The following is a 19339-nucleotide window of genomic DNA, read 5'->3' as shown; positions in this document are numbered from 1 at the left end:
GGCGGGATCTGTGGCTGCGGGTGGGTGGGGCAGGGTGGCACGGTCGGCGGCGTGGATACGGTGTTGGCGGAGCTGGTGAGGCGAGGGAACGGGCTGGTGACCCGGTCGATCGTCGAGCAGGTCGTGCCGGACTGGATCCTGCAGCGGGCGTGCACCAACGGCGAACTCGTACGGGTGCTGCCCGAGGTGTTCGCGGCGGCACATCTGTTGAATGACGAGAGCGTTCCGCCGCTCAGCCGGATCGGCCCGGCCCTCGGCCGCCGTGCGGTAGCTGCCTGGGTACGCGGGCGCGGCGCGCTGAGTCACCTCACCGCCCTCGATGTGTGGGGACTGCGCCAACAGCTGTCCGGGGACCTGCTGTACGTGAGCGCACCGGCTGACAGCGGCCTGCGAGACTGGCCCGGAGTGCGGGTCCTTCGGCGTCGACATTTCACCCTCGCTCCACCATCGATGGTGGTACGACAGGGGATGCCGGTGACCACCATCGAGCGAGCCCTTGTCGACTCCTGGCCGATGCTTGCGCTGGACGAGCAGCGGACGCCGATGATCAGGGCGGTCAACGATCGGCTGACCACCTCCGGCCGCCTGCAAGCTGTGCTCGACGGCACGGCAAGGGTGGCCGGCCGGGTAGCGCTGCGTACGCTGCTGACCCGCCTTGCCGACGGCTGCCGCAGCCCGCTGGAGATATGGGGACACGAGCGCGTCTTCACCGGTCCCGGAATGCCGACGTTCCAGCGGCAGGTGCAGATCCGACTCGGCCTGCGCAACGTCTACCTGGATTTGTACGCCGAGCCGGAGCGGGTCAACATCGAACTCGACGGGGCCACCACCCACGGCGACCCCCGGCAGCGTGAAGTCGACCTCCGTCGCGACGCCCGACTGGCAGCCCTCGGCATCCTGGTCGTCCGCTTCGCCCATCGTCGGCTCGTGCGCGAGCCGGAGACCGTACGCCGGGAAACCCTCGCCATCCTCGCCACCCGTCGACCCAGGTAGGCGCCCCCACGGGCCCGACGACGTACGCCACACCTGGCTCTACCCGCGCGTCACGGCTACCGTCTCGCCATGGTGGATTCCGCGCGGGAGCGCGTCGCGGCCTTCTGGGACGCTCATATCGAGGCATGGCTCGGCGGTGACGATCACCTGCCACTGCAGCTTGAGGAGTGGTTCGACTCCTATGTGGGCGTCGGCCCCGGTGAGGTGACCCGAGACGGCTTTCCCGAGCCGTACCATGGCGATCTTCTTGGTTTGGAGCGCACGCCGCGGATGGTGGTGCTCGGCCTGAATCCTGGCGAGTTCCGTCCCCGCTTCCAGGCGCGGGACGGCATTTTTGCCGAGGAGATCAAGCGGAGCGGCTCTTACAGCAGATGGGCCACCACCTGCCCCTACAACCGTGCGCCGTGGACGCTGCCCCACGAAATGGGTCGCAATCAGTACTACCTCGCCCGCCTGGAGTTCACCCGGCGATGGCTCCAGGACCCGGACGCCGACCACCGCGACCTCCTGATCTTCGAGTGCTACCCGTGGCACTCGAAGGCCATCACCGCCCCGTTGAAGCCACCACCGACCGTCATCGAGGAGTTCGTGTGGCAGCCGATCGCGGAGCTGCCGGTGCAGGACGTCTTCGCCTTCGGCCGACCATGGGATCACCTCGCTCAAGCGCTCGGGCTTCCCGAGTTGGGCAGGCTGGGCTCCGGTGGCAAGGGCTACGGGTCGGCCGTGCCCAGCCGGGCGGTGCGCCTGTATTCGCTGCCGTCCGGCCAACGGCTCGTGGTCGAGTGGCACGCCGGTGCGGCCGGGCCGCCGAGTGCGACGGAAACTGCCCTCCTGCGCTCGGCACTCAATTCGGATTTGCCGATGCGGTCGGCGGACACTCCTGCCTGATCGGTTGTTCTCCTCGGTAGCCCCGGCCGGTCACGATGTCCCTCCGATTCCTGTTTGTGGGACCGGTACTGAACGGGAAGGAGCGCGGGTGCGAATCGCCGGACGGGTGTCGTTGGACGAGGTAATGGGCGAGCTGCGGGCCGCGCGGAGCGTGTTCCATTCGGAGGCGGACTTCCAGCACGCCTTCGCCTGGGCGGTTCACCGGCTCGACGCAGCCATCGCGGTCCGATTGGAGGTACGACAGGACAAGGCCGAATACCTGGACCTTCTCTGCCGTAGCCCGGATGGCAGCACCGCGATCGAGTTCAAGTACTTCACGGCCCACTGGGTCGGTGTCGACCCCGTCACCGACGAAGAGTTCCACCTGCGTGGCCACGCCGCCACCGACCTGGCTCGGCGCAACTTCGTCTTCGACATCGCGAGGCTGGAGCGTTTCGGTAGCCCCGACACCACGCCCACCAACGGCCTCGCGCTCCTCCTCACCAACGACCGCAGGCTGTGGGACCCGTCGCCTCATCAGCGGATGACCAGGGACCAGGAGTTCCGGATCTACGACGGCAGGCGGCTTACCGGCACTCTTCGCTGGGGACGCGACGGCAGTCACTACGTGCGGAACCAACGCGACCTGACCGGTGACTATCTGCTCAGTTGGCGGGACTACGTGGACCTGCCCGGGGGCAACGGGCGGTTCCGGTGGCTGGCGGTGCCCGTCAAAGACCTCGACGCACTGTCGGTTTCCGCGCCTGTTGTGACGGGCTGAGCCCGATGGTCAGGGACAAGGCGTCGCGCCTCGTCAGTGATCCGGCTACGACCGCTCACCGGATTGAGAAGCTCCGCCGCTACCTGACGGCGAACGTCCTCGCGCCATCAGGTGCCTGTGTATGTCGGAGTCTCGACCAGTGTCGGCGTAGCGCCCTTCGCCATCCGGCAGGCGCGCCACGGCCGAACGCCGCCTTCGCCGCAGGTCAGCTTTCCCACGTCGGTCATCACTATGACCTGCGAATCGGCGACCGCCCGCTGCGGATTCTGGTTATCGCGATGGAGACGGGACGCCCCCGGGAGAGCGTGAACCTGGACGAGCGACGCGCCGAGGTGATGGCTTCTGCCGCCCTCGCCTTCCCGTCCCGGAACCCGCACATGCGAGGTGTTGCCAGCGCGCTGCGGCTTGCGGTCGGCCGCAATCCCGGTCCGGATCGTGATGGCGAACTGTTGCGGCTACCCACCCCGCCCCGGTCCGTGCACCTGTTCGACGCATTCGCCATGGCCAACCTGCGGCTCTGCTCGGCCACCGTGGCCGGCAGCACCAAGTCGCTGGGAAACTCGACCATGAGTCGCAACTGCCTGCCACACCTGTCAGCGACCGTGCGGATCCTGGAGCCGACGTTGTGCATCGTGCAGGGAGCCGAGGTCTGCTCGTCCCTCACCGAAGTGATGAGAAATCGGCATCGGCTCGGATCCCACCTCGAACGGGCACGAATCGCTGGAGTGGACACGCTCGTTGCCGCGTTCACCCACCCATCGGCGATGCGCCTCATTCATCACTGGGGGCGGCTCACGTCAGCGCCCTACCTGCACGGGACGGTCGTGCCGACTCTCCGTGCGGCCTACCAGATCCACCGTGTCGGCTGACCTGGCGGGGCGCCGCCGGTTCCGAGGTGCGGCAGAGGCCGGCGAGTTGGACGTAGATTTCGCGTTTGGTGGTGGCGTTGCCGCGCCGGCTGAGCACGTAGCCGGTCAGCCAGATCCAGCCGTCGTACGCATGGCGGTCGCTGACCGAGACGACGCGCAGGGTCAGCGCCCGGTCCCCGGCGAACTGCACCGAAGCGCGCCCGTCGATCCGGAGCAGGTCGCCGGGGGAGGGACGCACAGTCACCAGTGACCGTCGTTTGCTGGTCGGCATTCGCGGGCGTGCATGGTCTGCCAGTCGCGCAGTGCCCGCTTGAGCCGCTCGTTCTCCTCAGCGAGGCTGCGGATCTGCCGGTGCAGGTCGGCCAGGTCATCGGCGACCCGGGCCTGGAATTCGCGTACCTGATCGGGGTCCACCCCGCGGCGACGCGGGTCGAAGCTGCGGGTGCGTACCTCGTGCGGGGTCAACCGGGCCGGCAGCCCGGTCCCGTAAAGCCGGCCGGATCGATACACCTGGGCCACGTCGGTCCTCTCCTGCGGCGAGCGGAAGCGCGAAAGGTGGGTCTGGAAGGGCGGGCCGTGCGTGGCCGGCGTCCGCACGGCCCGCCCGCTCGGCCGCCGCAGCCCAGTCCGGCGGTACGACGACAGAGCAGTCTGTATGGGTCGGGACGGGCACGCGCACCCGCCCCGACCAGGGGGATGAGCCGAACTCGTTGCCACGCGAGGAGCGGCTCAGTACCAACATAACTAGGGAACACAGGGAAATCAAAGCACATTGTGCAGCCATTTGAGTTGTGATCGAATTCGGGTTGCCACGCGAGGAGTGACATGCCCGAATCAGCCGAGTATCTCCGCATCGCGGATGACGTGATCGCCGACGTCAGGTCGGGGCGGCTCAAGCCCGGCGACCGACTGCCGTCGATTGCGCAGACCCGCTCCGACTACAACGTCAGCTACGGCACGGTGCAGCTGGCCTATGTCCGTCTCGAAGCGCTCCGGGTCATCCGGCGGCAGCAGGGCAAAGGTGTCTTCGTGACCGATCCGAATACCTGGATGCGGGAACCGTAGGTAGCGGGTTGGCGACGGATGTGGGCCTTACGGGTGCCGTCGTCCGATAAGCACGGCGACTAGGTCGTCGAGTGGTGGACCGGAAGCTGCCGGGACGGTCGAGGAGGTGCGCGCCAAAGCTGCGCGGCGAGTGCGACCACGCCTTCAAGGTCGGGCGTACCGCCCCTCACCTGGACAGCCCGGCGTGGCGAGTGAGCCACCCCCTAGGTCGCCATCGCCGAGTTGTACGCCTCCGGTCAGGATCTCGGCAAGGTGATCGCCGACCTGGTCGCCGACGAGCATGTGCCGCACCTGGCCGCGCTGCGCTACAAGGACACCGGCCTGAGTCCGGTTGATGGGCCGTGTTGCTGGTGCCGAAGGGGCACCCCACGCTGGATATCGTTTACCGGCTGAAGGCCACTCAGGACTGTGCGCGGGACGTGGTTCACGCGTTCGATGAGCTGCGGTTCGACGCCTTGTGAGGAGCGCGGATGTGGGCGGCCAGGTCGAGGGCGGCTCGGATCGGGTCGTCGTTCCAGTGGCTGGCGAAGGCGTCGTACAAATGCCATCCGGCGCGGGCCAGGGTCCGTTGCCGCTCGACGTGTGCGGCCACCCCGTCGGGATGGACCCCGCAGAGAACCCCGACCGCCTCGGTGTCCGCCCCGACGCACAGGTCGATCTGCCAACGGCCGACGGGGTAGTCGACCCGTACCGGCAGTCCCAGCTTTTCGAGTTCGAGGGCCAGGGCCCGGGTCCAGGGGTCCGAGGCGGAGCTGGCCGGGCCGGTCGGGGGTGTCGGGGGTTGTTCGGCGTAGCGCAGGTAGTCGCCGATGATGCCCTCGGGGTAGCGCAGCGAGGTGACCACGGTCAGATGCTTCCTGGCCCGGGTGATCAGGACGTTGAGCAGGCTGGGATCGGCCAGGAAGCGGTGCCGGGCCGGGGGGTCCTCGTCTACCAGCCCGAGTGAGGCGATCACCACGTCCGCCTCGCTGCCCTGGAAGGCGTGCACCGTCCCGGTACGCAGACCGAGCCGCTGGATCTCGTCGAGGTCGTACGCCGACAGCAGGGCTGCCTCCACCGCGTCGGCCTGGGCCCGGAACGGGCTGATCACCGCGATCCCGCCGGCCGGCGGGTGCGTGGCCAGGGCCCGGACCAGGTCGAGTACGGCGTCCACCTCGGCCTGGTTGACGCCGTCGACCACGGTCGCCCGGTCGACCGTCACCACGTCGATGGCGTCGGCCTGTTCGTTGCGCGGGTGTCGGGTGACCAGTTCGAGTCTGTCGTCGTAGAACCGTTCGCCGGAGAACCCGATCAGGTGCGGGGCGGACCGGTAGTGCTCGGCCAGCCAGGTGACCCGGGCGGCACCGGCCGCCAGGTCGTAGACGCTGGACCGTCGGACGTCGAGCCGGTCGGCCAGCCGGTCCAGCCCGTGCCGGTGCAGGGTGGCGGCCACCTCGACGTCGGCGACGAAGGAGACGAACCGCAGCTGCCGGGGGTCGCCGGCGACCAGCGCGTTCCGGGCGCGGGCCAGCACCGGCGCGGCCCGTACCTGGTCGACGTGGGCGGCCTCGTCCAGCACCACGAGGTCGAACATGCCGGCCACCGGTGGCAGCAGATCCTCGACGTCGGTCACCGTGCCCACCCACAGGGGCAGGGCCCGTACCAGCGCCTCGGCGTCCAGCCCGGCGAGCAGTTCCCGGCGCCGGTTGCGCCCGGCCCGCAGGGCGGTACCCAGACCGTTGGCGGCCCGCCGGGCCTGCGGGGTCCACCGTCGGGCGCTGGTGGTGTGGTGCCGCAGGGCGGTGCCGACCGCCTCGGCCAGTACGGTGTCCGCCTCCGCCAGGGACTGCCAGGCGGCGGAGAGTTCGGTGCCGCCCTGGGCGGGGAGTCGAGCCGCCGCCTGGACGGCCTCCGCCGCCTCCACCGCCGCGTCCAGCCGCTCCCGGGGCAGGTCGGGACCGGCCCCGGTCAGCCGTCGCAGCCGCCGTTCGGCGTACGACTGTCGCAGTCGCGGCCACCAACCCGCGCCCTGGCGGCTGGTGTCCCGCAGGGCGTGCCGGATGGCGGTGAGGTCGGCGTCCGGGTCGAAGACCCGTGGCGCGTCCTGACTCAGCGCGGACAGCAGGGGCTGCCAGCCCGGGAGCGTGGCGGCGCGTCGCTCCTGCTCCAGGGCGGCGGTGATCCCGGCCTGGACGGTGGTGACCCGGTGCCGGGCCGCCGCCACCGCGGCGGCGTCCTCGCCCAGTTGGTCGTCGTGCACCCCACCGGAGGCACCGTCGGCCAGGTCGGCGGCGACCGCCTCGCGTCGCTCCGCGTCTCCGAAGAGCACCGGGGGTGGGCCGGGATGCCGGCGCAGCAGGGTGCCCAGGGCCTCCGCAGCCGCCACGGACTGGGTGGCCACCAGCACCGACTTTCCCCGGTCGACCGCGTCCAGCGCGGCGGCGACCAGGGCGTGACTCTTGCCGTTGCCGGGGGCGCCGGAGACCACCACCACCGCTTCGGTACGGGTGCGTCGGACCACCTCCGACTGGGTGCCGCTCAGCGGCAGGGGAGACAGCACCTCGTGCTCGTCCCGGCCGGTCTTGTCGGCGTTCTCGTCAGCGCCACCGAAATAGAGCCGGCTCAGGGCGGTGTCCGCCAACCCGGGGCGAACCGCCCAGTTCAGCAGGGTGTCGCGGAGCCGACCGGCGAACACGTCCCGGGTAACGAAGATCGCCGCCGCGGCTACCCCGGTGAGGCGGGTGTCGTCGAAGCGGCGCGGCGGCCGGGGCACGACCTTCTCCACCTTCAGCCCGGCCGCCTCGGCCGCCGCGGTGATCCAGGCGGCCGTGCCGGGCGCGGTCAGCCAACCCGGCCCGGCGAGCCCGGGTGCGGCCTCCAACCGGGCGGCGAGATCCCGATCCTCGATCAGCGAGGTCATCTCCAGGTCACCGGCGGGGACCACCCGGTAGCCGCCTCGGTCACGCTCCAGCCGTACCGGTTGGGCCAGCAGCGGCAACCGGATCCGCCGCCGTACCCCGTCGACGTCCGCCCCGCCGACCAGGAAGGCCAGGCCACGGCGCAGGATGCGTTCGTCGCGGTGCAGGGTGTCCTGCGCCGCCAGTCGGTCCAGGTGGCCGTTGAGGGGGCCGCGGTGCGGCTCCGGTAACCAGACCAGCGGCCGGTTGCCTGCGGCCACGTCGAGGACCCGCTCGGGCCCGGCCGGAGCCAGGTCGGCGAGCGCGGTGAGGATGACGGCCGCGTCCATCGCCCGCACATTCTGCCGTACGCCCTACACCGCCGGAGCGCCGCAGCAACCCCGGCAGGGTCCCGTCGGCATGGGGCTGCTGGTGTGACAGGTGAGGGTGGGGGCCGTCGTCATTGACGACCCCCACCGGCTTGGTGCTCAGGTGCCGGCCGGGCCGGCACTTCGGGTGTTATCCGGCGTACGTCTCGAACTCGGCGATCCGCGGGGTGCCGGAGGAACCGGTGATGTCGAAGGTGATCTTCCGCAGCGAGGTGGCCGGGAAGGTGATCACCCCGGCGGTGCTGCCGCTGGCCAGGACCGCGCCGGTGTCGTGGTTGAGCAGTCGCCACGACCGGACGTTGCCGACCGCCCCGGAGGCCTCACGGATGTTGACCCGGGAGACCCGGGTGGCGGTGTCCCACTTGATGGAGATCTGACCGGTGGCCCCGGACGGCGACCAGGCGGTGCTCATGTTGCCGTCGCGTACGTCGCCGTAGCTGGTGCCGCTGGCCTTGCTGGATCCGTCGGAGCCGGCCCCGATGCTCAGGTTGGTGCCGCTGGGCTGGCTCGGGCCGGGGGTCGGGGTGGTCGGGCCGGGGGTCGGGGTGGTCGGGCCCGGAGCGGGCGTGGTCGGGCCGCTCGTCGGGCTGGTCGGGGTGCAACTGCCGTTCGAGGTACGGATGCCCTTGTTGGCGCCGGCGGTCTGCCGGACGATGTCCGGCACGCAGTTGGCCGGGTCCAGGCGGTACGAGTACGGAACGCTGACGCTGGTGTTGGAGGTCGGGTTGGGACCGGCCGGGTTGGTGTCCCCACCGCGCGAGGACCAGGTCACGTTGTCGAAGATGTTGCCGCTGACCTGCCAGTAGCCGGCCTGGTCGGTGTAGAAGGTGCCCAGCACGTCCTTGGCGTTCTGGAAGTAGTTGTTCTCCACCTTGGCCCGGGCCCCGGCCCGGGAGTTGATGCCGGACTCGTTGATCCGGGAGAAGTGACTGTTGAAGATGTGCGCGATTCCGCCGCGCAGCAGGGGAGCGCGGGAGTCGATGTTCTCGTACAGGTTGTGGTGGAAGGCGACGTACCCGTTCGACAGGTCGCTCTCGCTGGACCCGATCAGACCACCCCGGCCGGAGTTGCGCAGGATGCTGTAGGACAGGGTCACGTACTGGGTGTTGTTCTTCATGTCGAACAGGCCGTCGAAGCCCTGCGACTCACCGCCCGAGGCCTCCAGGGTGACATGGTCGACCCAGACGTTGCGGACGTTGGCCTCCATGCCGATGGCGTCGCCACCGTTGGAGGTCGGCGAGCCGGACTTCTTGACGTTCCGGACGGTCACGTTCTGGATGATGATGTTGCGGGCCTCGCGGATGTGGATGCCGATCTGGTCGAAGGTGGCTCCGTTGCCGACCCCCAGGATGGTGACGTTGCTGATCTGCTTGAGTTCGATCACGTCGGCGGCGGTGTTGCAGCTGGACCCGGAGACCTTCGTGGTGTTGCCGTGGTTGATGGTCCCCTCGACCTGGATGATGATCGGGGTGCTGCTGCTGGCCCGGTTGCACAGGGCCGCGTGGATCTGGGTGCCGGTGGTGGCGCGTACGGTCTGCCCGCCGGCCCCACCGGTGGTGCCGCCGTTGCTGCTGGCGAAGCCGGTGGCGCTGCCGACGGCCGCCGACGCCTGCGGCGTCGTCACGGCCATACAGACGGCTGCTCCGGTGGCTGTGGCGGCAATCGCCGCCAGGACTCGTGGCGCGAGGGTGCGTCTCATCCTCGTCTCACCTTCCTAACTGGTGGTGGTGAACAGCGGTGTGTGCCGCTACAGCGGCAGCCGGTCGGCGCCGGCGAGCGGTCCGACGACCAGCGGCACCAGGGGTGCCGGCAGCACCGGACCGTGCCGCAGCGTCGGGGTCCAACCGGCGTCCGGGGACAGGTCGGGGTCGTGTACGGCGTTGTACGCGGCCACCAGGTCGACCGGACGCGGCAGCCCACCCGCCGGGGTGACCCAGTTGTCCCGGGTGGTGATGGCGGTGCCGCCCCAGTCGTAGAGCAGGTCGGCAGCGGCGATACCGGCACCGAGGGTGAAGTGGTTGTGCTGCGCGTACACCGCGGACTGCACGCCGACGCCGATGGCGTACTCGAAGCCCGCACCGGCGATCCGGTAGGCGTTGTTGTAGATGTCGACCTGGCCGAAGCGCACCCGGGGCAGCCGTTGCAGGGACCCGTCGAACAGGTTGTGGTGCAGGGTGACGTTGAGCCGACCGAGGTCCGGGCCGACCGTGTTGGAGGAGCCGATCAACATCACCTTGTCCCGACCGTCGAACCGGTTCCAGGCGACGGTGACCAGGCTGGCGGTGTGGGTGATGTCCAGCGCGCCGTCGTGCACCTGGTACGGGCGGCCGAAGTGGACCGGTTGGGCACTGTCCGGGTTGTCGCCGTCGGTGAAGGTGTTGTGTTCGATCCAGACGTTCTCGCTGCGGCGTACGGAGACCAGGTCGTACTGGGAGTTCCAGTTGCCGGTCTCCCCGTCGGTGGGGGACCAGGCGGGGAAGCAGTCCCGGGCGTCGTCGAAGGTGATGTTGCGGACGATGACGTTGGAGACCCGGTCGATCATCAGGGTGAGGCCGGTCAGCCGCGCCCCGCGCAGCCCGATGATTGTGGTGTTGGCGCCGACGTTGATCTGGGTGTGTCGGGTCTGGTCGGTCACCGACCGCACCCGGGCCTCCTCGATCGGCCCGCTCGGCGCCACCCGACCCCAGACCGCCGGGTCGTACGCGGCCAGGTACGCCTCCAGCGAGTAGCCGGGGTCGGCCAGGTCCGTGCAGTCCAGCAGGGTCCCGTCGGGGCCCTCGAACCCGTCGATGGCGCCCTTGACGTACACGATCTTGGAGGTGGAGTTGCCGGCGTTGGTGGCGTTGTCGCCGCCGAGCGCGGTGATCAGCTCGGCCCGGGTGGTGACGACGTGGACCTGGTCCGCGCTCGCGGTCGAGCCGCCGGTGGTGCCCGGCCCGGCGGAGGCCCAGCCGTCGCCGGCCGGCAGGGTCTGCCGGCCGAGCTGGCGGGCCAGGGGAGACAGGGCCGGGGGAGCGGGGGCCGGCGAGGACCGGGCGGCCAGGCCGGTCCCGGTCGGCGCGTGGGCCGCGGCGGGAGCGGGCGCGGCGGTCAGGGTGAGTGTGATCAATGCCGCGTACGCGGCGATTCTGCGCATTGGGTGTCCGTTCCTTCGTCGTGTTTCTCGCTGGTAACGAAGGTTACGGATTATGTTTGATATCGGTCAATATGCTGGATATGCAGGTTTGTTGCACTAAATGCGATCGGCCGACATTGACCCGACCTGCCCTGATCGGGAATCCGCTGGTCAACGCATTGCGTCGATCCACTTCGGATCGGCGATTTGTAGTCCGGTTGCCGTACCTCCTATTCCTGCGACGTCATTTCCGGGTGCCGCCACGGCGTGACCGCCCACGCCACCCCGGCCTCCGACGGTAGTTCCCCTTGCTCGGCGGCCCGGCGCAGCACCGCGTTGACGCCGCGGATACGCAGCACCCGCTGCGGTCCCTCGCCCACCGGTTCCACCAGGTCCCCGCCCAGCAGGGTCGGCTCGGGTGCGGCCTGTAGCGCGGTCAGCACCGCGGTGAAGGCAGCGGTCCGGGCCAGGGGAGCGATCAGCGGAACCCGGGGGTCGGCCCGATGGGCCAGCAGGTTCTCCAGCAGACCCCGCCGGCCGGGCACCAGGTCCGGGCCCGCCTGCCCGGGCAACCACAGCCGGTCGGTCGGGTACTCCAGCACCGCCCGGCCACCGGTGCCGGTGACGATCACCTCGCCGGCCACGAAGTCCTCCCCGGCCAGGGTCACCGCCGCCACGATCGGTGGCCCCTCCGCCGGTAGCAGGCGCAGCACCGCGGTGTCGTCGACCTCGATGGGCCGTACCCGGTACCGCTCCACCTCGATGGTGGCCGGCTGCACCGGCCGCCCGGTGACCGCCTCGGCGACGGCCAGACACTGCATGACCGCGTGGGCGAGGGGGTTGGCCAGGGCCCCGTCGAGCACCGGCCGACCGTCCAGCAGCCGCCGTCCGGCCCACGGGGCGCGGGCATAGTACGCGTCCGGCCGTTGCCAGGCGGCGACCGTGGCGATGCCGGTGACCGTACCCAGTCGGCCGATCGTCACCGCCTGGGTCAACGCGGTCAGCGCCGCCGACCCGAGGGCCTGGAACCCGACCTGGGCCACCCGGCCGGTGGCCGCCAGGGCTGCGGCCAACTCCTCGTGTTCGGCGCTGGAGAGCACCGGCGGCTTCTCCAGCAGCAGGTCGGCACCGGCGGCCACCGCGTCCCGGGCGATCGGCAGATGGGTGTGCGGCGGGGTGCAGATCACCACCACCTGGGGGGCCACCTCGGCGAGCATCGCCCGATGGTCGGTGAAGATCCGGGTACCCGCCGGCACCGGCGCGGCCGGTTCCTCCTCGATCGGCCTGGGGTCGACCAGGGCGGCCAGCCGCAGCCGCCCGGCCTCGTGCAGGGGGCCGATCACCCGCCGGTGCCAGCGACCGTGCCCGTTCGCCCCGATCAGCGCTACCCGTGGAGTGTTAAGCGGGGTCCCTTCCTCTACCGCAGACGTTAACAAGGTGCCCTTCCTTGCACTCATGCGGCGGCGGTGAGGGTGGTGCGGACGCCGTGGCGGGTCAGGTCGGTCAGCCAGGCGGTGATGTCGGCGCGTACCTGCGCGTCGGCGGCCACCTCGGGCGGGACGACCTCGTCGAGGGCGAGTACGGCCTCGACCGCCCCGGCCGGGGTCTGCGGCGCCTCGGCCAGGGCGGTACGGATCCGGTCCGCCAGCGGGTCGTCCAGGGGCAGCGCACGCCCGTCGTCGGTCATGCCCTGGGCGAACCGGATCCAGGCGGCGATCACCAGGGCCGCCCAGCGTGCCGACCGGCCCTCGGCCCGCAGGTCGGCGATGGTGTGCAGGATTCGCTGCGGCAGCTTCTGCGAGCCGTCCATCGCCACCTGGAGGGTGCGGTGCCGGATCGCCGGGTTGCCGAACCGGGCCAGCACCTGCTCGCCGTAGTCGACCACCTCGACCCCCTCGGGCGGGGTGAAGCTGACGGCGACCTCCTCGGCGATGAGCCGACGCAGCACGGTGTCCAGGTGCTGCAGGGCCAGGGCCTCCGCGATGGTCTCGCAGCCGGCCAGGGCCCCGAGGTAGGCCGCGGCCGAGTGCACCCCGTTGAGGGTGCGCAGCTTGAGCCGCTCCCAGGGCCCGGCGTCGGCGCAGAGCACCGCCCCGGCCCGGTCCCAGGCCGGTCGTCCGCCGGGGAAGTCGTCCTCGATGACCCACTGGGTGTACGGCTCGGCCGCCACCGCCGCCAGATCCTCGACCCCCAAAGCCCGCCTGGCCGCCGCCAGGGTCTGCGCCGTGCTGGCCGGCACGATCCGGTCCACCATGGTGCCCGGGAACCCGACCTGGGCACCGACCCAGTCCAGGGCCGGTTGCGGGGCCTTCGCGTACGCCAGGGCGTGCTGGACCAGGCCGCGTAGCCGGCGGCCGTTGGCGGGCAGGTTGTCGCAGCTGACCAGGGCGATCGGCCCGGCGTCGGCGGCGGCCCGGGCCAGCAGCCCGCGCACCAGCAACCCGGGCACGGTCACCGGCGGCCGATCGGTGGTCAGGTCGGCCACCAGGGCCGGGTCCGGGCGCAGGGTCCCCGCGGCCGGATCGAGTTGGTACGCCTTCTCGGTCACCGTCAGGGTGACCACCCGGATCGCCGGGTCGGCCAGCAGCGCCACCACCGCCTGCGGGTCGGCGGCGGCCAGCCGGACCCCGGTCAGCGCCCCGACCACCCGGGTGTGCTGGTCGGCGGCCGACAGGGTGCTGACGCTGAACAGGTTGTCCTGCGCGGTCAGCACCCGCACCAGGTCGGCGTTGCGCGGCGCCACTCCCACGATGCCCCAGTCTCCGCCGGCCAGGGCGATCGCCTGCTCGGTGTAGACCGCCTGGTGGGCCCGGTGGAAGGCGCCGAGCCCCAGGTGCAGCACCCCGGCCGGTACGCTGCCGGGCCGCACCAGCGGACGGGACCCGGCCGGCAGCCGACGCAGCGCCCCCAGATCGAGGCGGGAGGCCCCCACGGTCACCGCCATGCCGGGCCGTCCGGGAAACCGAAGGTGGCGATCGACTCCGGGTGCATGGTGGCGCTGTAGCCCGGCTCGGTCGGCAGCAGGTACCGCCCGTCGCGGGTGCGTACCGGGTCGAGGAAGTGTTCGTGCAGGTGGTCGACGTACTCCACCATCCGCCCTTCCAGGCTGGTGCCCACCCGCAGGTAGTCGAAGATCGCCAGGTGCTGGACGTACTCGCAGAGGCCGACCCCGCCCGCGTGCGGGCAGATCGGCACCCCGAACTTGGCGGCCATCAGGATCTCGGCCAGCACCTCGTTGACCCCGGCCACCCGGCAGGCGTCGATCTGCATCACTCCGATCGCCTCGGCCTGCAACAACTGCTTGAAGATCACCTTGTTGGCGGCCACCTCGCCGGTGGCCACCCGGCACCGTCCGCCGGTCAGCTCGGTCACCGCCCGGGCGATGCGGGCGTGCCCGAGGATGTCGTCGGCGTGGGTCGGCTCCTCGATCCAGTACGGGTCCACCTCGGCCAGGGCGGTCATGTTGGTGATCGCCTCGTCGACGTCCCACACCTGGTTGGCGTCCATCATCAGCAGGGCCTCCGGGCCGATCTCCGACCGGATGATCCGGGCCCGCCGCAGGTCGTCGGCGGGCGGGCCGCCGACCTTCATCTTCATCGCCCGCCACCCGGCCGCGTACGCCGCTCGGGTCAGGGCCCGCACCTTGTCGTCCGGGTAGCCGAGCCAGCCGACCGAGGTGGTGTACGAGGGAAAGCCGTCGCGTTCCAGCACGGCCAGCCGGTCGCCGAGCCCGTCGCGGCCCTTGTCCAGGATGGCGGTGGCCTCGTCGGGGGTCAGCGCGTCGGTGATGTGGCCGAAGTCCACATTGGCCACCAGTTCGTCGGTGGGCAGCTCGGCCAGGTAGCGCCACATCGGCTTGCCGGCGAGCTTGGCCCGCAGGTCCCACACCGCGTTGACCAGCGCCCCGGTGGCCATGTGGATGACCCCCTTCTCCGGGCCCAGCCAGCGCAACTGCACATCGGCGACCAGGTAGCGCCAGAAGGCCACCGGCTCGGCGGTGATCTCGGCGACCGTACGCCCGGTGACGTGGTGGGCCAGGGCCCGTACCGCCGCGCAGGTGATCTCGTTGCCCCGACCGTTGGTGAAGGTGAACCCGGCCCCGGTCGGCCCGTCGTCGGTGCTCAGCTCGACATAGGTGGCCGAGTAGTCGCCTCGGTTGATGGCGTCGGAGCCGTCGCCGCTGGCGGCGGTCGGAAACCGTACGTCGTGCACGGTGACCTCGGTGATGGTGGTCATTGTTGCCTCTCCCCGAACTTGAAGACCCGCTTCGGCAGGCGGTACGCCAGGTCGACAATGGTCTCGGCGGCCTCGTCCATCGGCAGCCGGTGCTCGGCGACCAGCCGGGCCAGGTAACCGGCGTCGATGCGCCGGGCCACGTCGTGGCGTACCGGGATGGAACAGAAGGCCCGGGTGTCGTCGACGAACCCGGCGGTGTTGTAGAAGCCGGCCGTCTCGGTGACGGTCTCCCGGAACCGGCGCAGCACCTCGGGGGAGTCCAGGAACCACCAGGGCGCGCCGAGCAGCAGGGCGGCGTACCCGCCCGCCAGGGGGGCCAGTTCCCGGGTGAAGGTGTCCTCGTCGAGGGTGTAGAGCACCACCCGCAGTCGGGGGTCGTTGCCGTGCGCCTCCAGCAGCGGGGCCAGGGCGTGCACGTACTCGGTGGCCTGCGGGACGTCGCCGCCGACGTCCCGGCCGTGCCGGGCGTACAGCCACCGGTTGTGGTTGCGCACCGCACCGGGGTGCAACTGCATGACCAGCCCGTCCTCCAGCGACATCCGGGCGAACTCCAGCAGCATGTGCGCGGCGAAGACCTCGGCGTCGCCCGGTTCGGCCCGGCCCCGACGGGCCCGGTCGAACACCCTCGCGGCGCCCGCGCCGAGGTCCAGGGTCCGGGCGGTCAGGTGACCGTGGTCCGAGGAGGTGGCGCCGGCGGCGATGAACGCCGCCCGGCGGGCCCGCAGGGCGGCCAGATAACCGGCGTACGTGTCGGTGTCCTCCCCGGTCATCTCGCCCAGCCGGTCGACGTTGGCCGACCAGTCCTCGAAGTCCAGGTCGACCACGTTGTCCGGGCGGAAGGTGGTGACCACCCGCCCGCCCGGTCCACCCCAGCCGTCGGCGGCCAACTTGGCGTGCCTACCCAGGTCGTCCAGGGGCGACTCGGTGGTGGCCAGCACCTCGATGTTGAACCGTTCGAACAGGGCCCGGGGTCGGAAGTCCGGCTCGGCCAGCTTGGCGGCCAGGGCGTCGTACACCTCGTCGGCGGTCTGCGGGGACAGTCGGGTGGCGACGCCGAAGACCTCGGTGAAGGTCTGTTCCAGCCACAGCCGGGAGGGGGTGCCCCGGAACAGGTACCAGTGCTCGGCGAAGCGCCGCCAGATCCGTCGCCCGTCGGTCTCCACCGGGGTGCCGTCGCGGCTGGGCACCCCCAGCTCGGAGGGGGGGACCCCCTGGCTGAGTAGCATCCGGGTCAGGTAGTGGTCGGGCACGATGAGCAGCTGCGCCGGGTCACCGAAGGGCCGGTCCTCGGCCAGCAGGGCCGGGTCGACGTGCCCGTGCGGGGAGATGATCGGCAACCTCGCCACCAGGGCGTACAGCTCCCGGGCCAGTGCGCGTTGGCCCGGGTCGGCGGGGAGGAGCAGGTCTGGTCGGGTCGAGGTGGGCACGGGGTGCGGCTCCTGGGGTCTAGGTCAGTCGAGGGTTAGCAGGTCGGCGACGCGGACCGGGGCCCCGGTGTCGAAGGACCGGTTGGCGGCCAGCCCGGTGAGCAGGGCCAGCGCGCCGTCCCGGGCGGTGGCCGCCCGGTGCAGCGGGTCGGTCGCGCCGCCGAAGAGGACCTGGGTCATCCGGGCATCCGCGCCACCGTGCCCGTGGCGGGTGTACCCGTCGACCTCGATGCGTCGTGGTGGGGACCAGAAGGGGCGCAGGGTGAGGGTGGCCGAGCCGCCCTCGGCGGCGGCCTGGTCCCCGTGCAGGGCGGCCCCCTTCAGGGCTCCGGCTGCGGCCGGGCTGACGTACTCGCTCTCGGTGACCTCCAGTTCCAGGCGGCCCCGACTGCCGTTGACCATCACCCGGTAGCCCTCCCAGGGGGCGTACGCGGTCAGGTGGTAGGTCATCGTCGCGCCGGTGGAGTAGGTGGCCAGCACAGCCATGTCGTCCTCGATGCTGACCCCGGGGGCGAAGACGTTACGGTCCCGGTGGTACCCGTCCTCCGCCTCGGCGTCGAGGTACAGCTCCCGCAGTCGGGGATGCTCGGCCAGGCGCAGGGCGAAGGGGTCGTCCTCGGCCTCGGGGCTGGCGTGGGCCCGGTCGTAGTCGCGGGCGTAGCCGTGTCGGCGGCCGTTCTCCCCGTAGAAGAACAGCCGTCCGGCCGCGTACACCTGCACGGGTGTGGCGTTTAGCCACCAGTTGACCAGGTCGAAGTGGTGGCTGGCCTTGTGCACCATCAGCCCGCCGGAGCTGGCCTTGTCACGGTGCCAGCGGCGGAAGTAGTCGGCGCCGTGGCGTACGTCCAGCAGCCACTCGAAGTGCACCGAACCGATCTCACCGACCGCGCCCTCGGCCAGCAGTCGGCGTACCTGCTCGTGCAAGGGGTTGTAGCGGTAGTTGAAGGCCACCGTGACCCGTCGGCCGGTGCGGCGTACCGCGTCGAGGATGCGTTGGCAGCGCGCCGCGTCCGTGGTCATCGGCTTCTCGGTGACGACGTCGCAGCCGGCCTCCAGGGCGGCCACCACGTACTCGTCGTGGGTGACGTCGACCGAGGTGACCAGGACGACCCCGACCCGTTCCTTGGTCAGCATCGCGGTGAAGTCCCCGGCGTGGTACGTGGGCACCCGGGGGTGACCGAGTTCGGTGAGCCACCGGTTGTGGGCGTCCATCCGGGCCTGGTTGACGTCGGCGAAGGCGACCAGTTCGGCGGTGTCGGCGTGGTCGTGGACCAGGGCGCGGACGAACATCTCGGCGCGGGCGCCGGTGCCGACCACGGCGTAGCGGGCCCGGCTGCCGGGTTGCGGAGACACGAACCGATCCTCCTCGATCTCTCTGCAAACCTTTGCAGTGAAGTAATCACGATCGATGCCTCGACGTCAACGGTGCACCGCCAACCGATGGCATTTGCAGCGATTTACCCGCGTTAGCGGCCAGTGTCGAAACCTGACTGTAATCATCGACCGTTGACACTGGAGCAACCGTTTGCATTAATTGGCGGCACCGTGACCGCCGACACACCTACGAAGGGGGCCGCAGTGCCAGTCACGATCCGGGACGTCGCACGGGCCTCCGGGGTGCACATCTCCACCGTCTCCCGTACCTTCTCCGCGCCCCACCTGGTCAACCCGGAGACCCGGGTACGGGTGCTGGCCTGCGCCGAGGACCTGGGCTACCGCCCCAACCGGGCCGCCCGGGCCCTGATCACCGGCCGCACCCACAACATCGGGCTGATCATCGCCGACATCGCGAACCCGTTCTTCCCGCCCCTGATCAAGGCGGCCGAGAGTCAGGCCCGGCACCGCGACTACCACGTCTTCGTGGCCGACACCAATGAGGACGCCGCCGCCGAGGAGGAGTTGGTCCACGCCCTGGCCAAGCAGGTCGACGGGGTGCTGCTGTGCAGCCCCCGGATGAGCAACAGCCTGATCGAGCAGCTCAGCCGGGAGGTCCCCCTGGTGGTGGTCAACCGCCAGTTGGCCGGTCTGCCCTGCGTGCTGATGGACGTCGGTCAGGGCGCCCGGTCGGCCATCGAACACCTGGCGAGCCTGGGTCACCGGGAGATCGCCCTGCTCGGTGGGCCGCGGGGTTCCTGGACCAGCCGGGAGATCCGCCGCGCGGCCGGCGCCGCGGCCCGGACGGCCGGTGCGGAGCTGACCGTGCTCGGCCCCAACCCACCTACCGAGCACGGTGGACTGGCCCAGGCGGAGCAGGTCCGCCGGGCCGGGGTCAGCGCCGTGCTCGCCTACAACGACCTGATGGCGATCGGCCTCCTGGAGGGGCTCGACGCACTGGGGGTCGCGGTGCCGCAGCAGGTGAGTGTCGTCGGGGTCGACGACATCTCACTGAGCCGGCTCACCCGCCCCAAGCTGACGACGGTGGCCACCCCGACCGCGGCCGCCGGCCGGACGGCCGTCGACATGTTGCTGCAACACGACACCGACCTTCCGCGCACCGGGCGGGCCGGCGGTGCCGGGAGCACAGTCGGCGTCCGTCGCACCACCGCACAGGTAATGCTCCAGACCGAGTTGGTCATCCGCGACTCCACCGGACCGGGCCCGTATTCCGGCCGGGAGCGTCCCGGTGCCACTGCCGTAGGCCCGGGCCCGCATCGCCGTGCGGACCCGGGCGGCCCGAAAGTGGCCGCCGGTGACGTCGTCGCCTCCTAACGCCAAGGAGTG

General features: G+C 70.9%; 16 protein-coding genes. 7 read left to right on the top strand and 9 right to left on the bottom strand.

Annotation, left to right across the window (positions count from 1 at the left end):
* Window positions 1-51 precede the first annotated feature (51 nt).
* From ACLQ2T_RS02510 to ACLQ2T_RS02495, 4 genes are all read left to right on the top strand, one after another.
* Window positions 52-993: a DUF559 domain-containing protein gene (locus ACLQ2T_RS02510; protein WP_102655893.1), complete on the top strand. Its 942-nt coding sequence runs from the start codon at window positions 52-54 to the stop codon at window positions 991-993.
* A 69-nt stretch (window positions 994-1062) separates the two neighbouring features.
* Window positions 1063-1881, top strand: a complete 819-nt coding sequence (gene brig1, locus ACLQ2T_RS02505) for an anti-phage DNA glycosylase Brig1 (RefSeq protein WP_425764349.1) — start codon at window positions 1063-1065, stop codon at window positions 1879-1881.
* An 88-nt stretch (window positions 1882-1969) separates the two neighbouring features.
* Window positions 1970-2641: a hypothetical protein gene (locus tag ACLQ2T_RS02500; RefSeq protein ID WP_199180029.1), complete on the top strand. Its 672-nt coding sequence runs from the start codon at window positions 1970-1972 to the stop codon at window positions 2639-2641.
* A gap of 5 nt (window positions 2642-2646) precedes the next feature.
* Entirely contained in the window at window positions 2647-3510 is an 864-nt protein-coding gene (locus ACLQ2T_RS02495) for a hypothetical protein (protein ID WP_377677015.1), read from the top strand.
* A 240-nt stretch (window positions 3511-3750) separates the two neighbouring features.
* On the opposite strand, the gene ACLQ2T_RS02490 is transcribed toward ACLQ2T_RS02495, so the two are convergent.
* Window positions 3751-4029 (bottom strand): DivIVA domain-containing protein, encoded by a 279-nt coding sequence (locus ACLQ2T_RS02490; RefSeq protein WP_425764348.1) that lies wholly within the window; start codon window positions 4027-4029, stop codon window positions 3751-3753.
* A gap of 306 nt (window positions 4030-4335) precedes the next feature.
* Between ACLQ2T_RS02490 and ACLQ2T_RS02485 the strand changes: the two genes are divergently transcribed.
* Entirely contained in the window at window positions 4336-4575 is a 240-nt protein-coding gene (locus ACLQ2T_RS02485) for a winged helix-turn-helix domain-containing protein (RefSeq protein WP_102655834.1), read from the top strand.
* Between the two features lie 252 nt (window positions 4576-4827).
* The gene (locus tag ACLQ2T_RS02480) at window positions 4828-4968 is read left to right on the top strand and encodes a hypothetical protein (RefSeq protein ID WP_425764347.1); all 141 of its coding nucleotides are present in this window, start codon (window positions 4828-4830) and stop codon (window positions 4966-4968) included.
* Between the two features lie 31 nt (window positions 4969-4999).
* Here the strand turns inward: ACLQ2T_RS02480 and ACLQ2T_RS02475 are convergent, their stop codons facing one another.
* The 8 genes from ACLQ2T_RS02475 to ACLQ2T_RS02440 all read right to left on the bottom strand — a co-directional run bounded on the left by ACLQ2T_RS02475 (window position 5000) and on the right by ACLQ2T_RS02440 (window position 17971).
* The gene (locus ACLQ2T_RS02475; RefSeq protein ID WP_425764346.1) at window positions 5000-7801 is read right to left on the bottom strand and encodes an AAA domain-containing protein; all 2802 of its coding nucleotides are present in this window, start codon (window positions 7799-7801) and stop codon (window positions 5000-5002) included.
* Between the two features lie 169 nt (window positions 7802-7970).
* Entirely contained in the window at window positions 7971-9539 is a 1569-nt protein-coding gene (locus ACLQ2T_RS02470) for a pectate lyase family protein (protein WP_425764345.1), read from the bottom strand.
* A gap of 48 nt (window positions 9540-9587) precedes the next feature.
* Window positions 9588-10976 (bottom strand): pectate lyase family protein, encoded by a 1389-nt coding sequence (locus ACLQ2T_RS02465; protein ID WP_425764344.1) that lies wholly within the window; start codon window positions 10974-10976, stop codon window positions 9588-9590.
* Between the two features lie 209 nt (window positions 10977-11185).
* Window positions 11186-12412 carry a Gfo/Idh/MocA family protein gene (locus ACLQ2T_RS02460; RefSeq protein ID WP_425764343.1) on the bottom strand — a complete coding sequence of 409 codons (1227 nt, stop codon included), beginning with the start codon at window positions 12410-12412 and terminating at the stop codon, window positions 11186-11188.
* Window positions 12409-13899 carry a mannitol dehydrogenase family protein gene (locus tag ACLQ2T_RS02455; RefSeq protein ID WP_425764342.1) on the bottom strand — a complete coding sequence of 497 codons (1491 nt, stop codon included), beginning with the start codon at window positions 13897-13899 and terminating at the stop codon, window positions 12409-12411. The genes ACLQ2T_RS02460 and ACLQ2T_RS02455 overlap by 4 nt, the downstream gene beginning before the upstream one ends.
* Window positions 13890-15191 carry an enolase C-terminal domain-like protein gene (locus ACLQ2T_RS02450; protein ID WP_425764341.1) on the bottom strand — a complete coding sequence of 434 codons (1302 nt, stop codon included), beginning with the start codon at window positions 15189-15191 and terminating at the stop codon, window positions 13890-13892. The genes ACLQ2T_RS02455 and ACLQ2T_RS02450 overlap by 10 nt, the downstream gene beginning before the upstream one ends.
* Window positions 15188-16618 carry a glucuronate isomerase gene (gene uxaC / locus ACLQ2T_RS02445; RefSeq protein WP_425764340.1) on the bottom strand — a complete coding sequence of 477 codons (1431 nt, stop codon included), beginning with the start codon at window positions 16616-16618 and terminating at the stop codon, window positions 15188-15190. The genes ACLQ2T_RS02450 and uxaC overlap by 4 nt, the downstream gene beginning before the upstream one ends.
* A gap of 24 nt (window positions 16619-16642) precedes the next feature.
* The gene (locus tag ACLQ2T_RS02440; RefSeq protein ID WP_425764339.1) at window positions 16643-17971 is read right to left on the bottom strand and encodes a Gfo/Idh/MocA family protein; all 1329 of its coding nucleotides are present in this window, start codon (window positions 17969-17971) and stop codon (window positions 16643-16645) included.
* Window positions 17972-18196: 225 nt separating this feature from the next.
* Here ACLQ2T_RS02440 and ACLQ2T_RS02435 point away from each other — a divergent pair, with 225 nt between their 5' ends.
* Window positions 18197-19327 (top strand): LacI family DNA-binding transcriptional regulator, encoded by a 1131-nt coding sequence (locus ACLQ2T_RS02435; protein ID WP_425764338.1) that lies wholly within the window; start codon window positions 18197-18199, stop codon window positions 19325-19327.
* The last annotated feature ends 12 nt before the right edge of the window (window positions 19328-19339 follow it).

The organism is Micromonospora sp. DT229 (assembly GCF_049844505.1).
Lineage (GTDB): Bacteria > Actinomycetota > Actinomycetes > Mycobacteriales > Micromonosporaceae > Micromonospora.
The sequence above is the reverse complement of the archived record's forward strand: the minus strand, read 5'-3'. Positions and strand labels throughout refer to the sequence as shown.

Bases quoted from the DNA above. Each gene is read 5' to 3' on its own strand.
- ACLQ2T_RS02495 (WP_377677015.1), top strand. From the start codon at position 2,647: ATGGTCAGGGACAAGGCGTCGCGCCTCGTCAGTGATCCGGCTACGACC.
- ACLQ2T_RS02460 (WP_425764343.1), bottom strand. From the start codon at position 12,412: ATGAGTGCAAGGAAGGGCACCTTGTTAACGTCTGCGGTAGAGGAAGGG.
- ACLQ2T_RS02470 (WP_425764345.1), bottom strand. From the start codon at position 9,539: ATGAGACGCACCCTCGCGCCACGAGTCCTGGCGGCGATTGCCGCCACA.
- ACLQ2T_RS02485 (WP_102655834.1), top strand. From the start codon at position 4,336: ATGCCCGAATCAGCCGAGTATCTCCGCATCGCGGATGACGTGATCGCC.
- ACLQ2T_RS02450 (WP_425764341.1), bottom strand. From the start codon at position 15,191: ATGACCACCATCACCGAGGTCACCGTGCACGACGTACGGTTTCCGACC.
- ACLQ2T_RS02455 (WP_425764342.1), bottom strand. From the start codon at position 13,899: ATGGCGGTGACCGTGGGGGCCTCCCGCCTCGATCTGGGGGCGCTGCGT.
- brig1 (WP_425764349.1), top strand. From the start codon at position 1,063: ATGGTGGATTCCGCGCGGGAGCGCGTCGCGGCCTTCTGGGACGCTCAT.
- ACLQ2T_RS02475 (WP_425764346.1), bottom strand. From the start codon at position 7,801: ATGGACGCGGCCGTCATCCTCACCGCGCTCGCCGACCTGGCTCCGGCC.
- ACLQ2T_RS02465 (WP_425764344.1), bottom strand. From the start codon at position 10,976: ATGCGCAGAATCGCCGCGTACGCGGCATTGATCACACTCACCCTGACC.